This is a genomic window from Ammoniphilus sp. CFH 90114, from assembly GCF_004123195.1.
GTDB lineage: Bacteria > Bacillota > Bacilli > Aneurinibacillales > RAOX-1 > YIM-78166.
In genome coordinates, this window is the sequence record NZ_SDLI01000002.1 from 555,308 (window position 1) to 579,947 (window position 24,640).

Genomic DNA, 24,640 nt, shown 5'->3' on the forward strand with positions numbered 1-24,640 from the left:
TTGGTTAGCTAGCAACCATGATTTACTATATTCAAGAAATGATATAAAGGAATGGACATAAGTATACCTGAACAATATTAGACGAAGGCCTACATCGATTAATAGATTGATATAGTTTGAAAATACAGGGCATCAAGTACTTTCCACCAATTAAAGGCGTTGGTCCATGGATACGAGCCGTGTCCATGGTATTCTCCGGTTCATAGACTATGTTAATAGATCACCCATAAAGGCTAACCTATCTGTTCGGATGGACCTTAAATAAGCAGTCAAGGCACCTTAGATGTGTAAAAGAGAGAGAGGACTGCTTGGAATTGGAGGAGATAAAACAACTTTCCTTAGGAGTGGTAATATGAAAGGATTGGTCTTGTGTGCAGGAAAAGGAACAAGGCTGCAGCCTTTTTCTTATTCACAGCCAAAGACTCTTCTGCCGGTGGCAAATAAACCTGTCTTGAAATACTGTATTGAAAACTTGACCAAGAATGGAATCAAGGATATAGGTATTGTCATCCATCCCTCCCAAGACGGAATCCAACAATTGATTGGCAACGGGGACGGCTTAGGTGCAAATATTACGTATATTTTTCAGACGGAACAAAAGGGCATATCCCATGCAGTAAAACAGGCTGAATCATTCATTGATGGGGAGCCCTTCATTCTTCTGCTAGGAGATAATCTGATTGCAGAGGATCTGAGCACTCTGATCGATTCGTATCAAAGGAATCGAACGAATGGCTCCATTTTGTTGTCTCCTGTACCTAATCCTCAAGACTTTGGTATTGCAGAGATCAAAGGGAACGATATCGTTCGGCTCGAAGAAAAGCCCAAGAAACCTAAAAGTAACCTTGCCGTTATCGGAGCTTACTTGTTTGATTCCCAGATCTTTCATGCTGTTAATAGCATTAAGCCGTCAGCCAGAGGGGAGTATGAGATTACGGATGCCATTCAGTGGCTAATTGACCAAGGGCACTCGATAACCTACACGATTACCAGAAAACTATACTCGGATGTTGGTACGGTAGACCGATGGTTAGAAGCCAACCAATGGATGTTAGAGAAGGAATATGAAGGCCAAATCCTATTAGGAAAGAACACTGTGGTGGAAAATTGTACGTTGATTGCTCCAATTGTAATCGGAGATGACTGCATACTGAGGAATGCTGTTATCGGTCCATTCGTATCGATCCAAGATCAATGCCGTATAGAAAATTGCCAGATTGATCAAAGTATCTTACTGGAAAAAAACGTGATTAGCCACTTGCAATATCCTGTTTCCAAGAGCGTATTCGGGCGTGAAGTCCATCTGGAAGGAACAGCAAATGCCAAATCACTTCATTTTTATCTAGGGGATAAATCTCGCCTTACGATGAAGCGGAATCAGGGGGATCTCAATGACTGACCCAACGTTTACAGTGGTTATCCCCTCTTACAACCGCGCGGATTTCATAGAAGATGCAATTCAAAGTGTCATTCGCCAAACGTATAAACACTGGAAGCTCCTTATCATTGATGATGCTTCGACTGATGACACCGTTGAGCGAGTAGAGCCCTATTTATCTGACGAGCGGATTCGTCTCATTCCCCTTAAAGAAAATATAGGTATTTCCCAAGTGATGAATAGAGCATTAAAAGAAGTCGAGACAGAGGCTTTCATCCAATTAGATTCAGACGACTGGCTAGAGAAGGACACTTTGAAGCAATTTTCAAAAGCGATGAAAAAGAGGCCTAAAGCTGTCCTTGTTTACGGCAATATCCGTATGTGGCATGAAAAGGACCATGGAAAATGGAAAGCGATGAAAATCATACGCCATCGACAATTCTCAAATAAATACGAGTTTCTAACCTATATGACCTATATGTTACATCCAAGATGTTATCGTACAGAGTCCGTACGAAAAGTAGGTGGTTGGGAAATAAATGATGCTTACAACGGACGGATCATGGAGGATCGAAGGATGGTCCTTAAATTAATAGAAAGGTATCCCGTATATTGGATTGACAGAATCTTATATAACAGGAGAAAGCATCGCCAGCAATTAACGAATAAGGATGCTTACCAGGCAAGAAATCATCTGCGCAAGGAGTTGGTATACAGCTCTTTGCGCAGATGGGGAAATCGGTATAGCCCTGTTTTCGGGTACCGCGCGGGGCTACTAATCGTAAAGAAATTACGGCTGAGAAAAAACCAGAAAAAGTAACAGGTTGGTGATGGACAGTGAAAAAAACGGTCGTAACCGGTTGTGCCGGCTTTATTGGTTCTTCCCTCAGCAAGCGGCTTCTTGATGAAGGCTATGAAGTCATCGGTATTGATTGCTATACCGATAACTATGATCGCAAAATTAAAGAAAAAAATATTGGTGGCTTAATGGGACGGGAGGGTTTTACCTTTTTGCAACAACAAATCCTTGAGCTTGACTGGGGTGACCTCCTAAAGGGTACAGAATATGTTTTTCATCAGGCTGCCATACCAGGGGTACGCACGAGTTGGGGAAAAAGCTTTAATACCTATATAGAAAACAATATTTTAGCAACGCAGATGATGTTGGAAGCTGCGAAGAATAGCCTAGTAAAAAAATTTATTTATGCCTCTTCCTCCTCGATATACGGTCTAACCGAAGGAAGTACATCAGAAACAACCATCCCACGCCCCTTATCTCCTTATGGTGTTACAAAGCTCGCGGGTGAGCAATTATGTCATCTCTATGCTGACAATTATGGGGTACCAACGGTATCTCTTAGATATTTTACGGTTTACGGTCCTGGACAGCGTCCGGATATGGCGTTTCATAAATTTATTAAGGCGATGTTAAACAATGAACCGATCACTGTCTATGGAGATGGAACACAATCACGAGATTTCACGTTCATAGATGATGCGGTAGAGGCTAATTTGCTAGCTGCAAGGTATAAAGGAATCGGTGAAGCCTTTAATATTGGAGGCACATCAAGAACAGTACTAAAGGATGTGATCCATCTTATAGGAAAGCTTACAGGAATAGAGCCCCGTATTCAATATGACCAAAAGCAAGCCGGTGACCCGCCTCATACATGGGCTGATATTACAAAAGCCAAGAAGGAATTAGGCTATGCACCAGGGATGCCGCTAGAACAAGGCTTGCTTGCTGAAATTCAATATATAAAGGATCTCTATCGATGAGGAATCGGAAGCCTATCGTCGTTTACAGGGAGCGGTATCTGCCGCTTAGCGAAACATTCATATACGAGCAGATCAAGCATTTAGAAGAGTATCAGCCGTATGTATTATGTAAGGAAATATTGCCCGAGGCCAAGAACTTCCCTTATAAACGAGTCTATTGTCTCCAGAATATAAGAAACAAGGCAGTAGTTCTTCGCCGCCAGGGTATTCGCTTGATATATGCCCGTTTCGGCATGGGGGGGGTGGAGATGCTGCCCTTGAAGAGAGCAGCTCGGTTGCCCATGCTCACTTCTTTTCATGGATCGGATGTGTCACGGCAGCTTAACAAACGACCTGACTATAGGGAATCCCTTCCTGCACTGTTTTCAGAAGGGGAACGTTTTACGGTTGTATGCGAGTATATGAAAAAGAAGCTAATTGATTTAGGGTGTAGTCCTCAAAAGATTACAGTAATCAAATCAGGTATAGATCTAAGCAAGTTTGAATTTAGACCCAAATTTAACGCTGATCCAAAGGTAATTCGAATCCTAAGTGTAGGACGGCTTACCGAAAAAAAGGGAATGGATGATCTCGTCATCGCTTTTTCTCGAGTTGTATTGTCTTACCCTAAGGCAAGACTAACCATTATTGGTGATGGTGAGGAAAGAGAAAGACTAGAATCCTTAATATGGTCTTTAGGGATTGAAAGAAATGTAGAGCTGCTAGGAAGACAAAGCCATGAAATCGTTCAAGAAGAAATGCAACGATGTGATATCTTCGCGCTTGCCTCTCGTACGGCTGCTGATGGGAACGAAGAGGGGATTCCAAACGTGCTTATGGAAGCTATGGCGTCGGGGAGATTAGTTGTGGCAACCCAGCATGCAGGAATTCCTGAATTAGTGAAACAGGCGAAAACCGGTTTGTTGGCTAAGGAGAATACACCAAAGGAACTTGGCACCGCTCTGCTGCGAGCGATCGAGAAGCAGGAAGACTGGCAACAGCTTATTACGAATGCTCGAGAAATTGTCGTAAATAATCATGATGTACTAAAGCAAGTCAAAACTCTAGAAAACGTGATGGATGAAGTTGTTTTTCAATTTAGAAGGAGTATCATAGCTAGGCAAAAAAGAAGAACAGGAAGAATACAAAAGAGAAGGGGTTAGCTGTGATTGCGCTATCCCTTCCCTTTTTAGCTTTTTAGTAGGCTGTTGTCTAAATCTAAGTGAAATGGGTTATGTCCTATGCTTTCTAGGTTACTGCCGAATACAGTATAAAGAAAATCATACAGAAAGGTGGAGCCTATGAAGATTGCAGTCATTGGTACAGGATATGTCGGCATTACGACGGCTGCCTCCCTTGGTGAATTAGGACACCAAGTAATAGGAGTGGATATCGATAGGGAAAAGATCTCTAAACTTTCGAAGGGGATCTTACCGATATATGAACCAGGAGTCGAGGAGCTTATACAGGAGCAGTTAAGAGACAAGACGCTCTTCTTTACAACGGATATCTCAGAAGCGGTCAAAGAGTCGGAAATCATTTTTATTGCTGTGGGGACCCCATCTCTTCCAAATGGTCAGCCTAACATGACCTATGTTGAGGATGTAGCGAAGGAACTCGGAAAATCAATTGGTGAATATAAAATAGTAGTTAATAAAAGTACCGTACCTGTAGGTACAGCGGATAGGGTAAAAGAATTAATAATAAGTGAAATCAGACAGCGCAAGCTCCAAGTGGCAGTCGATGTCATTTCAAATCCGGAATTTCTTCAGGAGGGAAAGGCATTACAGGATGCTCGCAAACCAGATCGAATCGTAATTGGGAGTGATTCTGAAGTTGCAAAAGAAAAAATGTGTAAGCTTTATGAAAAAGTAGATGCACCGCTCTTTATTACAACGCCCCGTAATGCTGAAATGATTAAATATGCCTCTAATGCTTTCCTCGCTACGAAGATATCATACATCAATGAAATAGCAAAGCTTTGTGATCTATTACGAGTTGATGTAACGGATGTCGCTAAGGGAATGGGGCTCGATAAGCGTATTGGTCCTCATTTTCTACAAGCTGGTGTGGGCTATGGGGGTTCCTGCTTCCCTAAGGATGTAGCGGCTTTATATTCTATGGGAAAAAATGCAAAAATGGAAATGTCCATCCTGCGACAAGTTCAGGAAGTCAACAACAGTCAGCCAGAATGGCTATTAGAGCAAATGAGTAATAAATTGAAAGGATTCCATGGGAAACGAGTTGCTTTACTTGGGTTAGCCTTCAAGCCAGATACGGATGATATAAGGGAAGCCCCCTCCTTGAAATTAATTCCACTTTTACTGCAAGCTGGCGCATTTGTCATCGCCTATGATCCTATTGTTCATTCTAAAATAAAGGATAGATTTCCCGATATTATTTTAGCAAAAACGGCTTACCAAGCTATTAAAAACACCGATGCGATCCTACTATGTACGGAATGGAAAGAATTCCTATATCTTGATTGGCTCAAGGTAAAGGAAGAAATGAAAGGCCAACATGTATTTGATGCGAGGAATGTTCTACCTCAAAAGGAACTGGAGTCTTATGGTTTTCTGTACTGGGGTGTAGGTAGAAACAGCTCTGCCAATTAAGGCAGGGCTGTTTGGTGTATAGCCCTTTTATTCTAGACTATTTTTCCTACTAGGTTATCAGCCGTTTCATATAAATCTATAAATCCATATGATAAGAAGACAGATTGGAGTGATTAATTGTAAGTAAAAGGGAGGTGATGATTTTGAGCAAGATAACCGTCGTTATTCCCGTTTATAATCGTTCTTCCTATCTTTCTCAAGCAGTAGAAAGTATTCTGCGGCAGACCTGCGAGGATTGGGAATTATTAATTATTGATGATGCTTCAACAGATGATTCAGTTGAAGTAGCATCACGGTTTTTAGCACATCCACGTATTCACTTAATAGAGATGCCATACAATTTAGGTACAGGAAAAACCCTGAATTTTGCTTTATCCCAAATTACGTCTCCATATTTTGTTATTCTTGATTCCGATGACTGGCTAGAACCAAACGCCTTAGAGCTTCTCTTAGAGGCCATAGAGACCCAGCCTCAAACGGTTTCCTTAGTATACGGAAATACCATTCGTTGGAAGCAAGAGGAGCGGGGATTAAAATTACGGAGCGTCCAAAAATATCGTTCCTTTCAGGATAGATATGATTTTATTATGTACCCCTATATACCCTATCCTCGTTTTTTGCGTACGGAAAGCGTAAGAGAAGTAGGAGGATTTGAGCCGGATATTCCTTATGAAGGGCGATTAGGAGAAGATCGTTATTTGCTCCTTAAGCTAATCAACATCAGTCAATTCCATTGGATCGATGTAGACCTTTACAATTACAGAATCCACACCACAAACTTAACAAAGATTGACCGGGCTAAATTTGCGACAGTAAGAAGATGGCTGTACACGAAGATGTTAGAGCATTGGGGAGGACATTATAAGCCTGTGTTTGAGATGCGAAAGGATGGATGGTTAGTCTTAAAAGAATTGATCCCTAACGATGAGCAGCAGCCATGACCTGCTACTGGAAAACTGAAATAATGAGGTGTTCTTAGAAATGAGCAATCCGCTCTTTACCGTTGTAATCCCAACCTTTAATCGGGAGCATACCTTAAAGAAGGCCATTAAAAGTGTCCTTAAGCAAACTTTTGAACGATGGCTGTTATTAATAGTTGATGATGGCTCGACGGATAATTCAGAAAAAGTAGTTAAAGCATTTCTAAACGACAAAAGGATAACCTACGTAAAACTGAAAGAAAATGTAGGAATATCAAAAGTAATGAACCATGCTTTATCTATGGTTGATACTCCATACTTTGTACAATTAGATTCAGATGATTGGTTTGAGAGGAGAACTCTGAAAGAATTCAATAAAGCGATTCAAAAAGCATCTAAAGAAACGGCTTTGTTTTATGGAAATGTTAATATTGTGAAGGAAAAAGATGGTGAACTTGTGGTCAAAAGCTATATGCGCCACCGATCGTTTGAGAATAAATATGATTTCTTGCGATATTTTAAAAATATGTTACAGCCAAGATGCTTTCGAACAGAAGCTGTTCGTTCCGTTGGAGGATGGGATACGAATGACCCGTTTGAAGGCAGGCTAATGGAGGACCGGAGAATCTGTCTTAAATTGATAGACAGATATCCGATATATTGGATTGACAAGCATCTAGGCAATCGACGAAAGCATGGAAATCAATTAACCCAAAAGAATTTTATTGAGCATCGTAACTTGCTAAGGAGACAAGTAATTGAATATTACTTAAATAAGTGGGGGAGTCAATATCTGCCCGTCTATACGACTAATAAATCAGGTTATCTTCAAATTGCGGAATTAGTAGAAAAGAACTAGGTTGGCGTTTTTATTAGGAGGAGAGATAATGCCTAAAAAATGCATTGTTTTTAACCTGAGCTTCAATGAACTGAAAAAAAAGAATAGGAACAACGGCACCGATCATATCGCTAGGCTGACGAAGCCTTGGATCGATCAAAGGTTGTCCATCTTTATGAAGTATACTTGTCAAAGCTTAAAGGCACAAACCAATCAAAATTTTCTAGCCTTAATTAAGTATGATCCAGCATCTGAGGAAATAGTAACCGAGAGTCTTAATCAGTTTGATAGGCTACCTCACAATATCAGATTTATAAGATTTGGAGAGATCGAAGAACATGTAATGAGGTATGCAGACGGTTCTGATTTTCTGTTTATGGTGCGACTGGATTCAGATGATATGTACCATAGGACTTTTGTCCAGCAGCTTTATGACTGGAAGCCAAAAAAAGATACCCAAGTATTAATTAATAATAAGGGATATAAATATGATGCTGTCCATCATCGGTTGTCCATTGACCCTAGGAAATCCCCTCCTTTCTATACACTAATCTACAAAACGAGTGATTATTTAAAAGGATTTCGATATCAGCTTAAAGGCGGCCATCCTGGGGCAGTGAAGCTTCCTCATGAATATATGCCAAAGAAGAATTATGTGTATATTATTCATAATCGAAATATCAGAGGCAGCTTTACTTGCGATAACGTGGTTGAAGAGAATCCCGATAAAGTACGGAAAATATTAAAAAAGTATAGGAAGATAAAATAGACAAATTTCGGGAAGGTAGGGTAAATGAATGAAAGTAGATTGGCTGATCGTTGGGGCGGGCTTTACCGGAGCGACTCTAGCTGAGCGTATTGCATCCCAAATGAATCAAAAGGTCCTATTAGTGGACAGACGAGAACATATAGGTGGGAATTCTTATGATTGTTATGACGACAACGGAATCCTGATTCATAAATATGGTTCTCATACGTTTCATACTAATTCGAAAATGGTTTGGCAGTACTTGTCTAAGTTTACGGAGTGGCGCCCTTATTTCCACCAGGTTTTATCTGTAGTTGACGGTAAGAAGATTCCTGTTCCCTTCAACTTGAACTCCCTCTATGAACTTTTCCCTCCAAGGTATGCTGAAAAGCTGGAAGAACTCCTCATTTCCAATTTTGGTTTCGGTACGAAAGTCCCTATCTTAAAGCTTCGTGAAACAGCAAGTGGGGATTTAACTTTTTTAGCAGAGTACGTCTACAAAAAAGTGTACTATGAGTACACTTTGAAACATTGGCAGTTGAACCCAGAAGAATTGGATCGATCGGTAACAGCACGCGTTCCGGTGTATATTAGCAGGGATAACCGATACTTTCAAGACACGTATCAGGGAATGCCTAAACATGGATATACCGTATTATTCAGCCGAATGCTGCGCCATCCGAACATCAAACTTTTATTAAATACAGACTATCGAGAGCTTATTGGTGCTATTAAGTTTGATCGAATGATATACACGGGACCGATTGATGAGTATTTTCAATATAAGCATGGCACCCTCCCTTATCGCAGCCTTCGCTTTGAGTTTCAAAACATGAATCAAGAGTATTATCAAGAAGTAGGGACCATTAATTATCCACATGAATACGACTTTACGCGAGTATTGGAACAAAAGCATCTGACAGGACAAAATTCAAGGCATACTACGATCTCGTTCGTATTTCCCCAGTCTTATAACCCTAAAGAGAATGAACCTTATTACCCTATCCCACGTGAAGACAATCGCAAGAGTTACGGGCTCTATGCTAAGGAAGCAGAGCAGATTAAGGACCAGGTTCTTTTTGCTGGTCGATTAGCTGACTACAAGTATTACAATATGGACCAGGCGGTTGCTCGGGCATTAACGCTGTTTAAGGAGATTGCAGAAAAGAAAATTTAAGTATCGGAGGTGAAAACGATGATTTGTTATGCCTTGTTGGCCCATGAGGATGAAAAGGCGCTATTACAACAGGTGAGGAACATCAAGAAGTATAACCGAGATGATGTACTGATTGTCTTGTACAATGGTGGAAACAATAAAAAGTTTGGAAAAAAGGTAGCCAAGAAAGAAAAGATAAAGATTTGCCCATACAGCAGGCCGTTTCAACCTAAGGGTACCGGAAGAATGTTCTACGATGTTGCAAGATGGTTAAAGGAAACAAAAGTAAAATATGATTACCTTGTTTATTTTGAATCAGATATGATGTTTGTCAATGATGGCTTTGAAGATGCCCTTGATGAATGGCTTAAAGATTATGATTGCATATGGAAGATTAATCGTACAATTACAGACCCTGAAAAAACAAAGTGGGAGCCAGGTAAGTTCATGCTTCAAGAAATAGAGCCATGGGGTGATATATTTCCAGGAGGTATTCTTACGCGAACATTTAACCCACTCCAAACTTATCGTCGAAAGATCATGTCAAAGATACTAGAGAAAATTTCTCCGGACAGGTGGGAGGAGTTTTTTTCCAAGGTGAAAATCAGATGTATGGGAGAAATGCTGTATCCCACCCTTGCCGTTTCCTGCGGTGCGAAAGTTCGAACCTTCCCAGGTAATACAAAAAAGTATTTGAGATGGAGGCCATCTTTAACCATCGGAGATATGAAACGAGCAAAGAAGAAAAGTAATATCTTTGCCGTACATCCCGTGAAGGATGAAGAGGTTCGTGAATGGATATATAAAAAGGGCTAAATTGACGATCTAAGCAAAGGAGGTAGGCTGGTGGATTTATCGTCTATTCTCAATTCAAGTGCACGGATAGAGAAAGTAGAATGGGTGTTGTTGCCTGGGGAACGATGGAGAGAAATAGGCTGTAATGCTAGAAAAGGTTGGCATGGAAAAGTATACATGAACGAAGTGGCAAGAGTGACAATCGAAGGTATCACTGGTTTTGGCTGGTCCAGGATAACGAAATCTCAAGCCAGTCATTGGATTGGTAAGCCTGTCCGCCACATTTTCAGCTCGAACGGCAGGATTAATGAAGAATTTAGATCGCTGGAGTATCCGTTACTAGACTGGCTAGGGAAGGTCACTGGTAAGCCGGTATACGATATTATTTCAGGTGAGAAATTAATTACGCAACTCCAAGTACCTATTTACGAATCGACATTGTACTTTGATGAACTTCATTTGTCCAATCAGGTTGAAGCTATAAAGTTTATGCAGGAGAGAGCGTTGGATGGTTGGAACATGGGGCATCGATCCTTCAAGATAAAGGTCGGTCGTGGAGCACGTCATATGCCGTTAATGGAAGGGATTAATAGGGATATCGCTGTTATTAATGGTATACGAGAAGCTGTCGGTTCTAGCGCTCATATTATGATTGATGCGAATAATAGTTATAATTTGAATATAACCAAGCAGGTACTTGCCGAGACCGCTCATTCTAACCTTACTTTTATTGAAGAGCCATTCTACGAAGATCCTATCTTACTTGAAGACCTACATGAGTGGATGAATCTGCATAAGATTCATGTCATGATAGCTGATGGGGAAGGGTTAACAGCAGCCCCGGCTCTCGTGGATTGGGCGAAGAAAGGGCTCATAGACATGATTCAGTATGATATACGATTTTACGGTTTTAACAAGCTGCTGGAATTGGAGGACGAATTAAAAGGAACGAGGGTGAAACAGGCGCCACATAATTACGGCGGACCATTCGGCAATTATGCGAGTGCCCATATTGCTTGCTATATGGATAAATTCACCTTTATAGAGTGGGATGAAGTCCATGTGCCCGGTGTGTGTACATCAGGCTATGAAATTAAAGAGGGGAAAGTTCTGGTTCCAGATCTACCAGGGTTTGGCTTGGTTCTCGATGATCCTTATTTTAAGAAAAAAGTGTGCGATGAAGGTTGGGCTGTTAGATGATTGTTTATGCCCTGTTAGCTCATGAAGATGAAGATGCCCTCCTTCAGCAGGTGAGAAACATAAAAAAATACAATAAAAAGGATACTTGTATCATTCTTTATAATGGGGGTACTAATCCTAAATTTGGGATGAGAACGAGGAAGAAAGAGAAAATAAAAATTTGTCCTTATAGCAGACCTTTTGAGCCTACGATGACGGGGCGTATGTTCTATGACGTCGCGAGATGGTTAGAAGAGGAAAAAGTAAAATATAACTACTTGGTCTATATGGAGTATGACATGATGTTTGTGAATCATGGTTATGAAGCCATGTTAGAAAAAGCAATGGTAGGTTATGATTGCATGTGGAAGTTTACAAAAACGTATGATCATACTGATCGGGATATTTGGAAGCCGGCTGAAATGCTTCTAGAAGAAAGGGAATACTGGAAAGATATTCTCCCAAGCAAGATATATAGAACATCGAATCCCTTGCAGTGTTATAGGAGGAAGATTGTTAAGAAAATGCTAGATAAAATAAACAACAAGCGGATAGAGGAATTCTTTTCAAAAGTAAAGGTTCGTAATATGGGAGAGATGCTCTATCCTACACTTGCAGTCTCCTGCAATGCAAAATTTAGAAGGTATCCATCATCGTTCAAGAAGTTTCTTCGTTGGAAACCTGCCCTTACTTTAAAAGAGGTAAAAAAGGCAAAAAAGAAGGATCATGTTTATGTGGTCCACCCCATTAAAGATAAAGAGGTAAGGAAGTGGATATATAAACACTAAATAAGGGAGGTAACTTATGCTCATTTGTAGTGTTACTACGAATAATCACATCCCTAGAGCAAAAGTGATGGCAAAATCTATAAAGGAACACATGCCTCATGCTATCGTTGTCTTGTGTGTTGTGGAGAAAAAACTGGATCCCTCTTTATGGGACTTTACTCCTTTTGATAACTTGGTCCTAGCAAAAGACCTAGGGCTTAATCATTTCAACCAATTTATCTTTAAATATAACAGGTTTGAAGCTGCTAACTCCCTGAAAGCGGCACTCCTAAAATACGTCATGGATCAATACAAACAAGAACAAACTTTTGTTTATTTAGATACCGATATCCGTTTATATGCCCCTCTGACAGAGATCCCCGCCTTATTTTCGAATCATGACATCTTGTTTACCCCCCATACTACAATACAGGCTAGCGATGCTAGCGTACCTAAGTTTGAACTCCCCATTTTGCGAACCGGAATATTTAATGCAGGTTTTTTGGCCCTTAAGAACTCTAAGGAGTCACGACGTTTTCTTGACTGGTGGCACAAGAGGTTAGAACATTACTGTTATAAGGACATTGCAGAAGGTCTCTTTTTTGACCAGAAATGGTTAAATTTAGCTCTTTATTTTTTTAATGCAGGAGCTATTACTCACCCAGGCTATAATGTTGCTTATTGGAATACTGCTAACAGAAAAGTCTCGCTGAAAGAAGAAAGTTGGCGGGTTAACGGGGAGCAGTTGAAGTTTTTTCACTTTTCCGGTGCCGAAACGGGGAGATTAAAAAGTATGGTAAAAAAATTTTCCCATGATTCAATGAGCCAGGCCAACCTTCTTAAATTAAAGGATCGTTATATGACAGAGTTAAGAGAAATGGGACAACAGAATCACAAAAAAACAGCATGGAGTTATGACTTTTTTGCGAGCGGTGAACCCATCTTTGACGAATCAAGAATTGCCTATAGAAAAAATTTTGCTTCCTACCAGAAGAAAAAGAAGAACCCATTTAAAAAATCAAACCGTTACTTTTTAAAATAACAATATATGAAAGGTAAATTAGGAGTTAGGAGAAAGGAGGTAAGACATGGGAGGCAAGAAAACAGTTGTGATTTCATGTTTCGGTGAAAATACGGAGCTCTATCATAAGAGGATTCTAGTGTTATTCAAGACCTTAAAACATTTTGGAGGGAAGATGGCCGAGCAGAAATGCATGGTTTATTTTAATCAAAGTGTAGATCCTAGCATTGAGAAGGAGTTAAAGGATCTAGGTGTGGATGTGCGAATTTCCCAACCATTCGATGTAAGATCTCCTTGTTCGAATAAGGTTAGAATGTTGGAGATAGATAACCAATTGAAGTTCGACGTCTTACTACTTCTAGATTGTGATATAGCGGTTGCTCGTGATTTTACGAAACAAATCAAGGGTGATCGTATTCAAGCAGCACCGGTCTATGTTGACTTCTTATCCCGTAAACAATGGAAGCTTGTGTTCTCCACCTTTGATATTCCCTTCCCCAAAAAGAAAATGGAAACCTTCTTAGGAAATAAAACCGTCCCCTATTTCAATTCGGGAGTTATAGCGATACCTAGACAATATGTTGAGCCCTTAAGAAAATTGTGGAAAAAGTATATACTTTTGTTACTTGACCATTATGAAGGAGAATTACTGAAGCTAGCCGAACAAAGCTATTTTACCGATCAAATCGCACTGACTTTAGCCCTTCAAGATGGAAAATTCCCGTTTTCCCCCTTTCCTCTTAAAATGAACTTCCAGACTAATCAGAAGGTGCATGAAAAATTCTCCCCTGACAGTATAAGACCGTATATTATCCACTATCATAAGCGATTTATGAATAACAGACTTAGGAAAATAGGTTACAAAAAAACAGATGCCCTTATTAGAAAAATAAACAAATTTATAGGAAAGGGTTATATGAATAAATAAATAAAGCAACCTTATACCATAGATAGGGTTGCTTCATTATCTTTTTATCCTCGATTATGAAAGGAGATGCTATTGAACTTTTTGGACAACTTGTTAAAGTTTAAAGTATGCAATTTGTAAAAATCACTGCTTCTGCGCTCGCGATTTTTCCCCTTGGCTAGAATAACTTTTGAAGGATGCTTAGCTAGCATGTAATTTCCGTATATTTCAAATTCGGAAATTGGACAATAGGCGGTTGGGTCGATCGTATCTAGTACTGCCTGATACCACGGCTTACCATGGATAGATTCTATTCTCCTTTTTAATTTCATGAGTCGCTTTTTGCTGAAGAGCATATAATGATTAATTAATGAAATGGGGGCAACCGCTTGCAGCCCTGTTAAATTGGCAAAATGATCGAATATGGGTGGATAATCCCAATAGTTTTTTGCACAGTAAAAAATAGTCTTCTTTCCTCGGATGAAAGCGTGAGGAGCTATAAAAATGGTATCCGCATCAGCAACTAAGATATGCTTATTCAAGCATATTTTGTCAGCGTTTAATTTTAGCAACTGTTGATATATCCATCCTGAACCAGCTTCTTGCTTGGTAATAGGCAGCACGGTATTTTCATCAATGAACGTACACTTCTTCTTCCTACACCATTCTTTAATGAGTTCACTTTCTGGGGATATGATATAGAATTTCCCTATGGGATGCATAACATGACTTCTAATGCCGTCGATAACAGACGGGAGAACCATGATGTCCTTCTCAATGACAGGTATGAAAACGTCGATTTTCACATTGCTTCCTTTTAAACGCTCGTTGTTAAGTTCTATTACTTCTTTCCTTTTGTTCATAGATTATAACCCTCCTCTCTAGTTTTTGGTGTTCCCACTTTTACAATATGCGGACTAACCTTAAAAAGATTGTGTAGTAAACTATTACATGTCAGTTATTTTAATAGAATGACATCTAGTTTTTTGATGATTTTTACAAAGTTAGCTATCTACCTAAAACCGATAGGAAAATAATTCATAGTATAGGAGTAGAGTCGGTAATTTCATTAAGGGGTGTTCAAATGAAACTCGTTCTACTTTCTGGTGGTTCCGGTAAGAGGTTATGGCCCCTTTCTAACAATTCTAGATCCAAGCAATTCTTGAAAGTGTTAAGGGGGCCAAGCGGTCAATTTGAGTCTATGGTTCAAAGGATCTGGAGACAACTAAAGTCTGTTGGTTTACAGGATGCAGCAAGAATTAGTACAGGAAAATCTCATATCGATATCTTGCAAAATCAGTTGGGTGATGTCCCTCTTATTATTGAGCCTGAGTGCAGAGATACTTTTCCAGCAATAGCCTTAGCCTCCACTTATTTATATTCCATTGAGCGGATTCCATTAGATGAAATTGTTTGTTTTATGCCTGCAGATCCTTATGTAGGAGAAGAATATTATAAGTCGATCTTAAAGTTAGAAGAATACTTAATCCAATTAAAAGCTGATTTGGCTCTCATAGGTAAAACTCCTGACTATGCCGCAACGAATTTTGGCTATATTATTCCTAAGTCTAAAGGCGAGGGAGAAGAGCAGAGTACACCAATACCGGTACGTGGTTTTGTAGAGAAGCCGTGTGCAGACCGAGCAAAAGAACTCATTGACCATGGAGCATTGTGGAATTGTGGCGTTTTTGCATTCAAACTAGGGTTTATTCTATCTTTGCTTGAACAAAAGGGATTGCCAAAGGATTATAATCAATTGCTAGAGTCATATGGAAAGTTGCCTATTTCTAGTTTCGATTATGAAGTAGTAGAAAAAGCACAAAATATCATCGCCATTCCCTTTAATGGATCTTGGTTTGACTTAGGAACCTGGAGTACTTTAACCGCTAAAATGGATTCCTATGTATTAGGAAAGGGAATGGTGAGTTCAGACTCAATAAATACTCATCTGATAAATGAATTAAACTTGCCCGTATCGGTTTTGGGGTTAACAAATACTATTGTTGCTGTTAGTCCGGATGGAATTCTAGTATCTGAGAAATCAGCAAGTGATCAGATTAAGCAATATGTGAAGGACAATAAGAATAGGCCGATGTATGAAGAGCGGCGGTGGGGCTGCTACCGAGTATTGGAGCATATTAAGACGCCGAATGGAAATGAAGTACTAACTAAACGTATAAAAATTAATCAAGGAAAAAACATCAGCTATCAACTTCATCAGAAAAGAAACGAAGTTTGGACAATTATCTCAGGTGACGGGGAATTTGCAATAGATGGCAAGATCTACCGCGTAAAACCTAATGATGTACTTCAGATACCAGTAGGGGTGAAACATGGAATAATGGCCATTTCGAATCTAGAATTTATTGAGGTCCAATTAGGCAGTGAATTAATAGAAGAAGATATACAGAGAATTTATATGACTTGGGAGGAGGTTGAACAGAATTGCGCTAGAGATTAACTTTCTCTCACAGGAGGAAGGCAGCAGCTCATAGTAGAGGCCAGCTGCTTTCATTTTATTTTTGTTAAAAATTGTACGCTAATAGGGATTAGAAACAGGGTGCAAGCCGTGTTCGTTTTTTTGTTAGACCATATAATAAGAGTAGCATTTGCACGTAGACAGGAGAGGAGGGACTAAACCTTTGAGATTAATAGGGATTATTCCTGCAGCGGGATTGGGGAGTAGGCTACAGCCTCTACCCTTTTCAAAAGAGTTATATCCTGCAGGATTTCAGACTGTTAATGGAAACTTAAGAGTAAGCCCAATATCTCTTCATTTAATTAAATCCCTTCAACAGGCTAAGGTGAATCATGTATTTTTTGTAATTAATCCACAGAAAACGGATATTCCCCGCTATTATTTAAATGGAAAAGAGTTAGGTATGAACTTTTCTTATCTTTATCAGCCTAAGCAGAAAGGTATGGTAGATGCTCTTGCCCAAGTCACTTCTTGGATTTGGGGAGATGATGATACGTTACTGCTCTTCGGGATGCCTGATACTTATTTTCAACCTCCCAGTTTATTTGAAAAAATGATAGAGGTAATGAAAAATAATCAAGACCTTCATGTTGTATTGGGGGTGTTTCCAACCAGTTCCTGGTGGAAGTTGGGTATGGTCCGTTTTAAAGAACAGGAGAATGGTATCGGTCATGTCCTTGACATTCATGATAAACCAAAGGTAAAGCCGAAAACGAAATTCGCTTGGGGTACAGCGGTTTGGAGATTGTCTTTCCAGCAATATCTAACGCGCTGTCAAGATGAGTATAAAGGGGAAAATGAGCTTGTATTAGGTGACGTGTTTATGAGAGCTAAGACCGATGGCATGAAGATAGGTTGTGTTGTAGGAAAAGAGTATGAAGATTTGGGAACACTGGAAGATCTCATGAAATTTATGAAACGAATGAGTAAAGGACAGAAAGGGGATCAATAGTTTGGAGTATCTGATTGTATGACACCCAAAATAAGTGTAGTGTTAACGACTTACAATTCGAAGGAGAGGCTGCGTTATGCGCTTGAGTCCTATCGTTATCAAACCTATCCGAACTTTGAAGTCGTTATTGTGGACGATGGATCTCAGGATGGTACGAAGCAGTGGTTCGAACGGAAGACTTGGGATTTTGAAGTAAAATATATTTTTAACAACCCTAATAAAGGCCGGGCAGGGGCACGCAATGCGGGGATTGAAGCTGCTGGTGGGGACGTGATTCTTTTTAGTGACAGCGATATGATCGTTGAAAGGGATTTTATTGAACGACATGCAAATTATCATAGGAAGTCCAAATATGCAGTCGTTTGCGGGTCTTTCTGGCAATCCGTTTATTCTTATCTCTATCAAGACTTTAAGCCTCATACCTTTCGCCTAGTAAAGTCTCTTGTGCAAGATAGGCCTAAACTGAGGAAAAGGTACTCTTCTGCAAAGGAAAAACTCCAATTTAAGCGCTACACTCGCCTTCTTAAGGAAAAGGAAGTCAGTAGAATGAAGAATTCCCCACTGCTTCATTTCGATACGGATATTTCAAGATACTTTGCTCCCTATGGTAATCATCCCTATTTTTTTATCTGGGTATTTTTTGTAGTCATGAACGTATCGGTTAGGAAAAAGCACCTTAGGAAAATAGGGGGCTTCGACGAAAAATTTGTCGGATATGGCTGCGAGGATACTGACGTTGGCTATCGCTTGTGGAAAGAGCGGTTAAAATTTATCGTAGACCCAACCCTTAGAAATTATCATCAGGAACACGTACGAAATATGAGCAAACAGAACGATGATTTGAGGCGCAATATAGAGTATATGGTTAATAAGCACCAATCCCCAGAACTGGCACTTTGCCACTGCGTCTCGATTGGAAAAGAGCAAAAGAAAAGCGACTTTTTGTTTCAACGGGAACAGTTGCTCTCCGATGGAATCATTTCAAAAGAGTTTAGCTGTCAACTAGACAAATTGATTTGGAGGTGTGCAAAAGTTAAATTTCCGGGTTTGAATTTGCTTCCACCTAATGCTGCCCCCTTAGATGAAGGATTATTCTGGACAGAATTAAATAAAGTGAAGCGAAAGAAAAAATATCAGTTGTTTGCTAAGTATGTAAACCAGTTATATTCCAGTGTGAAGTGAAGCGGTGGAGGTGAAAATGAAATTATGAGGTATAGTGTTATTATCCCTGCATATAACCGCGCAGAACAATTACCTTTAACTCTAGCTTCGTTTAATCTACAAACCTTTTCGAAAGAAAAATTCGAGGTTATCGTTGTTGATGACGGATCAACGGATCAAACCAAGAAAGTAGTAAAGAAATTTGAAGCATCCTATCCATTAATTTATTCGAATACAGAAAAAAAATCGGGTAGATCTTATGCAAGGAATCATGGAATCTCTCTTGCAAGAGGTAAATATGTTATTTTTTGTGATGCAGACTTTATCGTAATTCCAGAGTTTCTTGAGATCATTCACAAATATCACAAGAGATACCCTAAAACTGTGGTATCAGGAATTCCTGGTTCGTGGAATAGAACTTATGTCCAGTATTATCCGGAGTTTACAGAGAAGCAAAAATGGGAAATGCATGAAGTTCTAAAGCCACTTGGTCTTTGGCAGGATACTTTTTGGGGCTCAGAAAAGAATATTGTATCTGTTCTAAAACCGGAGGACTTATACCATCGCTTTCATGATATTGGAAAATACGTTTATAAATGGTCAACAGGAAGTCGCGAAGCAAGGAAAGCCTATAGAGAAACAGATGTGGCATCATGGCTTTTATTAGTGACACGATGCGTCTCTATAAAGAAAAGGGATTTGCTACGTGTAGGTTGTTTTGAGGAGAAGTTTATTAGATATGGATTAGAGGACTGGGAATTAGGCTACCGCTTGTATCAGAAGGGGTTATCTTTTGTAAGTATCAAGAAAAGGGTAGGGTTTCATCAAGAACATCCGAGGACATTAGGAGAAGAAGGGGAGAACTTGGATATTAACCTTCGAATTATATATCAAAAATTTGGCTTTTTAGATCCAGAGCTTAATTTGCTCTCTGTGTCTCCTCCTTGGAAAAATACAGTACGATATAAAAATAAATTACGAGAGCTGAGGGACTATGAGGCTAAGGGAAGAATTAGGCAGGCTCATCGTTTGCGCGAAAAATGGAGAAGGAAGGCGATAGAATTCTATAATAATTGAACCTATCCTATCCTGACTTAGAAAGGGCATCTGCCGTTTCACGAGGAGGATATAGATCATAAAAATAAACCTATATTAGGAATAGGAGGAATACTTATGAGCATTGATGTCAGTATTGTCATTCCTTCTTACAATCGATACCCTTTAAATAAACTAACTTTATATGCCCTATCCAAGCAGGATTATGACTTATCCAAGTTTGAAGTATTATTGATTGATGATGCCTCCACGGACAGAACCCCCAAATTAAAGGAAACGACTCTACCTTATCCCTTTCAATATATAAGAAATCCACGAAATCTAGGGCTTGCCCCTTCCAGAAATGTTGGTATTCAGCATGCTAGGGGAGAGATTATTGTTTTTTTGGACGCTGAAGTCATTGTGGATCCTAACTTTGTCAGACTACACTTCAATAATCATCAAACCCATGAGAGAGCCGTTGTAACAGGGGGAAGTATCAATCTTATATACAGCTTTCTTTTCCCTGATTTTCAAGACTGGCAATGGAAGAGTCTTCAAAACTTTATGAAGACGAGCGAACATTTCAGTAAGAGAGTTAAGAATATGGTGGGAAGAGATGTAACCCATAAAGAACTTCCTCGGGTAATAAAAGAACTTTCCAGCCCTCTTAAATTGCTACGGAGAGCTGATGTGAAAAACTTTCAATCCATTCAGAGACTGAGCAAGCCTAGAAGTTATGAAAAAAAACTATTTGAACAATTGGGATACAGCAGCGATGGCTGCCGCTTATCTTGGCTATTCTGTATAGGGCTCAACCACTCCGTCAGAAGATCCTTTATCGATATCGCGGGATTATATGATGACCAATTCCAGGGTTGGGGCTTGGAGGACTATGAATTTGGCTATCGGTTATCTAATGCAGGAGCGCATTATATTGCTGACCCTCGTATTCATTTATACCATCAAGAGCATCCAATTAAACTAAGTATAAAGGAAGAGCAAGCAAGAAACATGATTTTTTTCCAGCAGAAACATCCAGTGATGGATGTCTGCATTATATCCTTACAATATATTGGTATCACTGACTTCAGGTATATGGAAAAAGTACTGCAAGAATATCACGCTTTATCCGTTGACTATCCAAACCAATTTAATATATTTAAAGGGTCGATTTTACACATGCTCCAAGCCATCCCAATTAAAATCTGTGAGGACAATTGGCGAGTTACTAATTTATTATCATCATTCGTAAGTCAAAATGGAGAAATCCAAGAGAAAAGAATGATTTTTAAAGAACGAAACGTCGTTCATTTATACGGCAAATACGATTGTCTGGTAGAAGTATTTGATAAGTTAGTTTCATTTGAGGAAGGAGAGAGCACCATAAATGAATTTAAAGAATCGTTGGGTAGAGAGTCTTCTAAAAAAAGTTGATGGCCTTGAAGGATGGTTGTTGGGACTTGAGCCTTTTTTTCTACTTCATCTTCCTATGATGGTTGATCACTTGCCAGGCGCATTGGTTGAAATTGGATCGTATAAAGGAAAAAGCACCGCAGCTTTAGCTCTGGGCAGCCAAGTTCTTAGTTTTAAGAAACGACCGGTGTATGCAATAGATCCTTTTACACCTCATATAGAATACCAATTTACACTATATAATCAGGATTATTATCAAGATTTTCTTAGTAATATACAAGCACTGGGTTTATCGGATCATGTCATACCTATTAAAAAATATAGTAATCAGGCGTACAAGGATTGCCCACCTACCATAGCAGGTCTTTTTGTGGATGGGGATCATACCTACCAAGGTGTAATGCATGATATTGAACATTATGCTTCTCGAGTTGTTCCAGGAGGGTTAATAGCCTTCCATGATTATGATCGTATCGAAGTGAAAGAAGCAGTGGATGAAATTTGCGATAACGTGAATTATGAACATTGCTGTGACTATCGTTGTATCCGAGTTGTACGTAAGCTAAGTTAGAGAATTTAACATTAATGCTTAAGACGGAGAGCCAGAGGCCCTCCGTTTAAACATGTCCCGAGTGTATTTGTTCAAAAACTTGTATATGCTGGGCTGCGATTTGTGGCCAATGTAATGATTCACCCGTTTTGCGAATTCTGTCTCTCCAAAGATTCAGGGTGAGAGGGTCTGATAAAATGGAGATTAATTTCTTTGACCAAAGGGTATGATCACCATAGGGGAGCATTAGTTCCTTATGTTTGCCAAGTACTTCCTTTGCATAGGAGAAGGGAGTAGCAAGGAGAGGTTTTCCCATGCTCACCGCATACGAGAGAACTCCGCTGCTATTGCGATGGAGATTAGGGTAAGGAACGATGATTAAGTCACTTGCCGGAATATACCTGATCAAGTCTTTTTCTTTTAAATATTGATTGATTAAGAAGACATGGTTTTTCAAACCTAAGCGGTTAATTGTTCTTTGAAGTTTCTTTCGATAACCTTCACCTCTCCGCTTTTTAATAGCTGGATGAGTCTCACCCACGATGTAATATTCTGTATTTGGCATGGCTTTTACTACATCAGGCAGACACTCAATAGCAAATTTCATTCCTTTCCCTGGTCTCAAGAGACCAAAAGAAAGAATCACTCTTTTTCCAGCCCAATTCAATTCTTTTCTAATATGATCACGATCCTGGTTGAGAGGTTGTGGAGAGCCGTGCGGAATGCAAAATATCTTTTGTTTTGGAATGAATAGCTTTTGGTGTAAGAATTGAGCATTGGATTGGGAAATGACGATGACCGCTTCACTTCGTAAGCTGATCTCCTTAAGAAGTCGTAAATAAGATGGGGGCAAATTAGGCCTTACTGTGTGGAATGTTGTTATAAGGGGCTTTTTCAGGTGTTTAATGAATTCTAAAATGTAGTGCCCCCTTTTACCACCAAATATGCCAAATTCATGCTGTAAAGATACTACTGAAATATCGCTTTGATTGATTTTGATGGCCATTTCTCTATAAGCATTTATAGAATTTCGATTCAGGTACCAATAATCAGAATCCATAGGATTGTTTTGGGAGAGGTCTGACATAACAATGATTTGGTCAGTATTTCTCCATTTTTTCACTTGAACAATGCTCTCTCTTAGATTATACGTGTAAGTGGCTAATCCGCACTTTTGAGGAATATAGGTACTGACATGGGCGATTTTCATTATCATCTTTCTGATACTTCCTCCAATCATTCATTTATTATGAACGTCAGCGTCCCTATGTTATCTAAAATGTCGGTGATAAGAAATTGATCTATATTTTTGAGCTAGCTCTGGTAAATTTAATTTGTAGACATTGTGTATTTCTTTTCTTCTTTTTCCAATGTTTAATGATGGCTTTAACAAAAGTTGTCCGGGGTAATTTTGGGAAACAAAAACACCGTAAGTTTCAAATTCTGAAAAGGTAATGAGTTTCCTTTTATTAATACTTTCAATGACAGCATTGTACCAATATTTTTTTGTATGGCTTTCAATCGTTTTTTTTAGTTCAGCAACCTTTGATCGTTCAAAGCACATATAGTGAGTAATGAAGGATTGTGAGATCGGAGGGACTACGTTTCCTCCTAGCAATTTATTAATGGTCCTATAGTACTCTTCCAAGTATTTTTGCTTCTGACTCCCGTAATAAAAGATGGTTTTATTGTCTTCTAGAAAAATGTGAGGACGGATTAGGAGGGTATCGGCGTCTATCGTTAAGTAGTGGGTTTGTTTACTTAAAGTGTCGCCGCTTAATTTTATAAGTTGTTGGAGAATCCACCCTGAACGATCTACTCTTTTTCCTTTCCAGGATCCCACGTAATGAAAATCTTCTTTCGCAATAGGTAAAACCTGATTCTCATCAACAAATCTACAAGCCTTCTTATCACAAATTCTTTTGATACTATCATGTTTGGCTGAAATGATCATGATTTCCCCTATAGGATGCTTAATGTTGCGTCTAAGAAAATCAACTACGTAAGGAAGGGTAACTAAGTCTTTAGTATGAACTGGGATTAAAACATCGAGTTTTATGTTACTCCAGATGGGCCTTGATTGTTCGATCACAGATAAAACCTCCAATATTTGATCTAACAAAAGAACTTCATATGATAAATGTGATACCGTCAGTCTACTGGCGGTTCTTACTTTGTCTCCGAAGTCTAATCGAACGCAAGTACATATTATCGTCGACTTTTCTTAGTATCCTTAATGAGGGTTTGGAATTTACTTCAATTAACTTCACATTCCTATTTTTGTCTATTCCTAAATCCAGTCCGTATTTCTTATTTCGATAAATATTGGAGAATATACATGTAATCTTAAGAGAGAGATTCTCTATCTGCTCCATCATTACTTTCTGATCCTCTGTTGTGTAACCAGCTTGGCCCAAGTAATCCAAGACAGAAATGACCTTTCCTCCGGCTTTCACATTTGTCACGATCTTGCCCTTTTTTGCTACTTTTGCAAACATACCTGTGACTTCCCATCCATTATTTTCATTCGGCAATAAAATGGTTCGTAAGTCAACGGGGTGGTCTTTCAAGGTAACAAGGTCTACTCCTTCTTGAACGATAAATAAACGACCTTTCCTGATAGGTTCAAGCCATTGATCAAAGTCATAGAGATGTTTGAAGAGTCTCTTTTTTCTTCCTAGTAAGGCAGCGATCTGACCAATTTCTCTTTGCAGTCGAATAACCTGCCTGCCTCCATAGCTTTTATCCGGTTTAATGAACACTTTAGCATACTGCTCTAAAAACTTCTCAACCGCTTCAGGAGAGTAGAGTTCAGTTTGTGGTTGTAGAGATCTCAAATCTTCATGCTGGTTAATAAGTTTCCATTTGATCCATTTGCTTCCGGGTAGTAGTGGTTTCTTTTGGTCTTCATTAGCCTTTGTTTTTTTTGTTCTCAAATTAATTCCCTCTCAATCGATTCATAAAT

General features: G+C 39.3%; 24 protein-coding genes. 20 read left to right on the top strand and 4 right to left on the bottom strand.

The window, feature by feature from the left end:
- Nucleotides 1-352: 352 nt before the first annotated feature.
- From EIZ39_RS07500 to EIZ39_RS07565, 14 genes are all read left to right on the top strand, one after another.
- Complete coding sequence (locus EIZ39_RS07500) at nt 353-1,399, top strand: glucose-1-phosphate thymidylyltransferase (protein WP_129199016.1); 1,047 nt, start codon at nt 353-355, stop codon at nt 1,397-1,399.
- Complete coding sequence (locus tag EIZ39_RS07505) at nt 1,392-2,198, top strand: glycosyltransferase family 2 protein (RefSeq protein ID WP_129199018.1); 807 nt, start codon at nt 1,392-1,394, stop codon at nt 2,196-2,198. Before EIZ39_RS07500 ends, EIZ39_RS07505 begins: the two co-directional genes overlap by 8 nt.
- A gap of 17 nt (nt 2,199-2,215) precedes the next feature.
- Nucleotides 2,216-3,157 carry an NAD-dependent epimerase/dehydratase family protein gene (locus EIZ39_RS07510; protein WP_129199020.1) on the top strand — a complete coding sequence of 314 codons (942 nt, stop codon included), beginning with the start codon at nt 2,216-2,218 and terminating at the stop codon, nt 3,155-3,157.
- Nucleotides 3,154-4,299: a glycosyltransferase gene (locus EIZ39_RS07515; RefSeq protein WP_129199022.1), complete on the top strand. Its 1,146-nt coding sequence runs from the start codon at nt 3,154-3,156 to the stop codon at nt 4,297-4,299. The genes EIZ39_RS07510 and EIZ39_RS07515 overlap by 4 nt, the downstream gene beginning before the upstream one ends.
- A 138-nt stretch (nt 4,300-4,437) precedes the next feature.
- Nucleotides 4,438-5,751, top strand: coding sequence for a UDP-glucose dehydrogenase family protein (locus EIZ39_RS07520; protein ID WP_129199024.1), 1,314 nt, complete (start codon nt 4,438-4,440; stop codon nt 5,749-5,751).
- 143 nt (nt 5,752-5,894) lie between these two features.
- Nucleotides 5,895-6,692, top strand: a complete 798-nt coding sequence (locus EIZ39_RS07525; protein WP_164984958.1) for a glycosyltransferase family 2 protein — start codon at nt 5,895-5,897, stop codon at nt 6,690-6,692.
- A 40-nt stretch (nt 6,693-6,732) separates the two neighbouring features.
- Complete coding sequence (locus tag EIZ39_RS07530) at nt 6,733-7,530, top strand: glycosyltransferase family 2 protein (protein WP_129199028.1); 798 nt, start codon at nt 6,733-6,735, stop codon at nt 7,528-7,530.
- A gap of 28 nt (nt 7,531-7,558) precedes the next feature.
- On the top strand, nt 7,559-8,278 hold the full coding sequence (locus tag EIZ39_RS07535; RefSeq protein ID WP_129199030.1) for a glycosyltransferase: 720 nt from the start codon (nt 7,559-7,561) through the stop codon (nt 8,276-8,278).
- Between the two features lie 28 nt (nt 8,279-8,306).
- On the top strand, nt 8,307-9,434 hold the full coding sequence (gene glf, locus EIZ39_RS07540; RefSeq protein WP_129199032.1) for a UDP-galactopyranose mutase: 1,128 nt from the start codon (nt 8,307-8,309) through the stop codon (nt 9,432-9,434).
- Nucleotides 9,435-9,452: 18 nt separating this feature from the next.
- A complete protein-coding gene (locus tag EIZ39_RS07545) occupies nt 9,453-10,229 on the top strand; it encodes a hypothetical protein (protein ID WP_129199034.1) in 777 nt (258 codons plus the stop codon).
- A 30-nt stretch (nt 10,230-10,259) separates the two neighbouring features.
- Nucleotides 10,260-11,408: an enolase C-terminal domain-like protein gene (locus EIZ39_RS07550; RefSeq protein WP_129199036.1), complete on the top strand. Its 1,149-nt coding sequence runs from the start codon at nt 10,260-10,262 to the stop codon at nt 11,406-11,408.
- Entirely contained in the window at nt 11,405-12,175 is a 771-nt protein-coding gene (locus tag EIZ39_RS26465; RefSeq protein WP_164984959.1) for a hypothetical protein, read from the top strand. The genes EIZ39_RS07550 and EIZ39_RS26465 overlap by 4 nt, the downstream gene beginning before the upstream one ends.
- A gap of 16 nt (nt 12,176-12,191) precedes the next feature.
- A complete protein-coding gene (locus EIZ39_RS07560) occupies nt 12,192-13,196 on the top strand; it encodes a hypothetical protein (RefSeq protein ID WP_129199039.1) in 1,005 nt (334 codons plus the stop codon).
- A gap of 46 nt (nt 13,197-13,242) precedes the next feature.
- Nucleotides 13,243-14,103 carry a hypothetical protein gene (locus EIZ39_RS07565; RefSeq protein WP_129199041.1) on the top strand — a complete coding sequence of 287 codons (861 nt, stop codon included), beginning with the start codon at nt 13,243-13,245 and terminating at the stop codon, nt 14,101-14,103.
- Nucleotides 14,104-14,147: 44 nt separating this feature from the next.
- On the opposite strand, the gene EIZ39_RS07570 is transcribed toward EIZ39_RS07565, so the two are convergent.
- Nucleotides 14,148-14,945, bottom strand: a complete 798-nt coding sequence (locus tag EIZ39_RS07570; RefSeq protein WP_129199043.1) for a DUF6492 family protein — start codon at nt 14,943-14,945, stop codon at nt 14,148-14,150.
- Nucleotides 14,946-15,166: 221 nt separating this feature from the next.
- Between EIZ39_RS07570 and EIZ39_RS07575 the strand changes: the two genes are divergently transcribed.
- The 6 genes from EIZ39_RS07575 to EIZ39_RS07600 all read left to right on the top strand — a co-directional run bounded on the left by EIZ39_RS07575 (nt 15,167) and on the right by EIZ39_RS07600 (nt 21,696).
- The gene (locus EIZ39_RS07575; RefSeq protein WP_129199048.1) at nt 15,167-16,543 is read left to right on the top strand and encodes a sugar phosphate nucleotidyltransferase; all 1,377 of its coding nucleotides are present in this window, start codon (nt 15,167-15,169) and stop codon (nt 16,541-16,543) included.
- A 181-nt stretch (nt 16,544-16,724) separates the two neighbouring features.
- Nucleotides 16,725-17,513 carry a sugar phosphate nucleotidyltransferase gene (locus tag EIZ39_RS07580; RefSeq protein ID WP_164984960.1) on the top strand — a complete coding sequence of 263 codons (789 nt, stop codon included), beginning with the start codon at nt 16,725-16,727 and terminating at the stop codon, nt 17,511-17,513.
- 18 nt (nt 17,514-17,531) lie between these two features.
- On the top strand, nt 17,532-18,695 hold the full coding sequence (locus EIZ39_RS07585) for a glycosyltransferase family 2 protein (RefSeq protein WP_129199052.1): 1,164 nt from the start codon (nt 17,532-17,534) through the stop codon (nt 18,693-18,695).
- 24 nt (nt 18,696-18,719) lie between these two features.
- Nucleotides 18,720-19,751 carry a glycosyltransferase family 2 protein gene (locus EIZ39_RS07590; protein ID WP_129199054.1) on the top strand — a complete coding sequence of 344 codons (1,032 nt, stop codon included), beginning with the start codon at nt 18,720-18,722 and terminating at the stop codon, nt 19,749-19,751.
- 96 nt (nt 19,752-19,847) lie between these two features.
- A complete protein-coding gene (locus EIZ39_RS07595) occupies nt 19,848-21,146 on the top strand; it encodes a glycosyltransferase family 2 protein (protein ID WP_129199056.1) in 1,299 nt (432 codons plus the stop codon).
- Nucleotides 21,100-21,696, top strand: coding sequence for a class I SAM-dependent methyltransferase (locus EIZ39_RS07600; protein ID WP_129199058.1), 597 nt, complete (start codon nt 21,100-21,102; stop codon nt 21,694-21,696). The genes EIZ39_RS07595 and EIZ39_RS07600 overlap by 47 nt, the downstream gene beginning before the upstream one ends.
- A gap of 46 nt (nt 21,697-21,742) precedes the next feature.
- On the opposite strand, the gene EIZ39_RS07605 is transcribed toward EIZ39_RS07600, so the two are convergent.
- From EIZ39_RS07605 to EIZ39_RS07615, 3 genes are all read right to left on the bottom strand, one after another.
- The gene (locus tag EIZ39_RS07605) at nt 21,743-22,798 is read right to left on the bottom strand and encodes a glycosyltransferase (RefSeq protein ID WP_164984961.1); all 1,056 of its coding nucleotides are present in this window, start codon (nt 22,796-22,798) and stop codon (nt 21,743-21,745) included.
- A 147-nt stretch (nt 22,799-22,945) separates the two neighbouring features.
- Nucleotides 22,946-23,767: a DUF6492 family protein gene (locus tag EIZ39_RS07610; RefSeq protein ID WP_129199062.1), complete on the bottom strand. Its 822-nt coding sequence runs from the start codon at nt 23,765-23,767 to the stop codon at nt 22,946-22,948.
- A 64-nt stretch (nt 23,768-23,831) separates the two neighbouring features.
- Entirely contained in the window at nt 23,832-24,611 is a 780-nt protein-coding gene (locus EIZ39_RS07615) for a YheC/YheD family protein (protein WP_164984962.1), read from the bottom strand.
- Nucleotides 24,612-24,640 lie beyond the last annotated feature (29 nt).

Excerpts from the sequence above, each read along its gene's own strand:
- EIZ39_RS07500 (WP_129199016.1), top strand. The coding sequence starts at position 353 with ATGAAAGGATTGGTCTTGTGTGCAGGAAAAGGAACAAGGCTGCAGCCT.
- EIZ39_RS07505 (WP_129199018.1), top strand. The coding sequence starts at position 1,392 with ATGACTGACCCAACGTTTACAGTGGTTATCCCCTCTTACAACCGCGCG.
- EIZ39_RS07515 (WP_129199022.1), top strand. The coding sequence starts at position 3,154 with ATGAGGAATCGGAAGCCTATCGTCGTTTACAGGGAGCGGTATCTGCCG.
- EIZ39_RS07520 (WP_129199024.1), top strand. The coding sequence starts at position 4,438 with ATGAAGATTGCAGTCATTGGTACAGGATATGTCGGCATTACGACGGCT.
- EIZ39_RS07530 (WP_129199028.1), top strand. The coding sequence starts at position 6,733 with ATGAGCAATCCGCTCTTTACCGTTGTAATCCCAACCTTTAATCGGGAG.
- EIZ39_RS07535 (WP_129199030.1), top strand. The coding sequence starts at position 7,559 with ATGCCTAAAAAATGCATTGTTTTTAACCTGAGCTTCAATGAACTGAAA.
- glf (WP_129199032.1), top strand. The coding sequence starts at position 8,307 with ATGAAAGTAGATTGGCTGATCGTTGGGGCGGGCTTTACCGGAGCGACT.
- EIZ39_RS07545 (WP_129199034.1), top strand. The coding sequence starts at position 9,453 with ATGATTTGTTATGCCTTGTTGGCCCATGAGGATGAAAAGGCGCTATTA.
- EIZ39_RS26465 (WP_164984959.1), top strand. The coding sequence starts at position 11,405 with ATGATTGTTTATGCCCTGTTAGCTCATGAAGATGAAGATGCCCTCCTT.
- EIZ39_RS07560 (WP_129199039.1), top strand. The coding sequence starts at position 12,192 with ATGCTCATTTGTAGTGTTACTACGAATAATCACATCCCTAGAGCAAAA.
- EIZ39_RS07565 (WP_129199041.1), top strand. The coding sequence starts at position 13,243 with ATGGGAGGCAAGAAAACAGTTGTGATTTCATGTTTCGGTGAAAATACG.
- EIZ39_RS07570 (WP_129199043.1), bottom strand. The coding sequence starts at position 14,945 with ATGAACAAAAGGAAAGAAGTAATAGAACTTAACAACGAGCGTTTAAAA.
- EIZ39_RS07575 (WP_129199048.1), top strand. The coding sequence starts at position 15,167 with ATGAAACTCGTTCTACTTTCTGGTGGTTCCGGTAAGAGGTTATGGCCC.
- EIZ39_RS07585 (WP_129199052.1), top strand. The coding sequence starts at position 17,532 with ATGACACCCAAAATAAGTGTAGTGTTAACGACTTACAATTCGAAGGAG.
- EIZ39_RS07590 (WP_129199054.1), top strand. The coding sequence starts at position 18,720 with ATGAGGTATAGTGTTATTATCCCTGCATATAACCGCGCAGAACAATTA.
- EIZ39_RS07595 (WP_129199056.1), top strand. The coding sequence starts at position 19,848 with ATGAGCATTGATGTCAGTATTGTCATTCCTTCTTACAATCGATACCCT.
- EIZ39_RS07600 (WP_129199058.1), top strand. The coding sequence starts at position 21,100 with ATGAATTTAAAGAATCGTTGGGTAGAGAGTCTTCTAAAAAAAGTTGAT.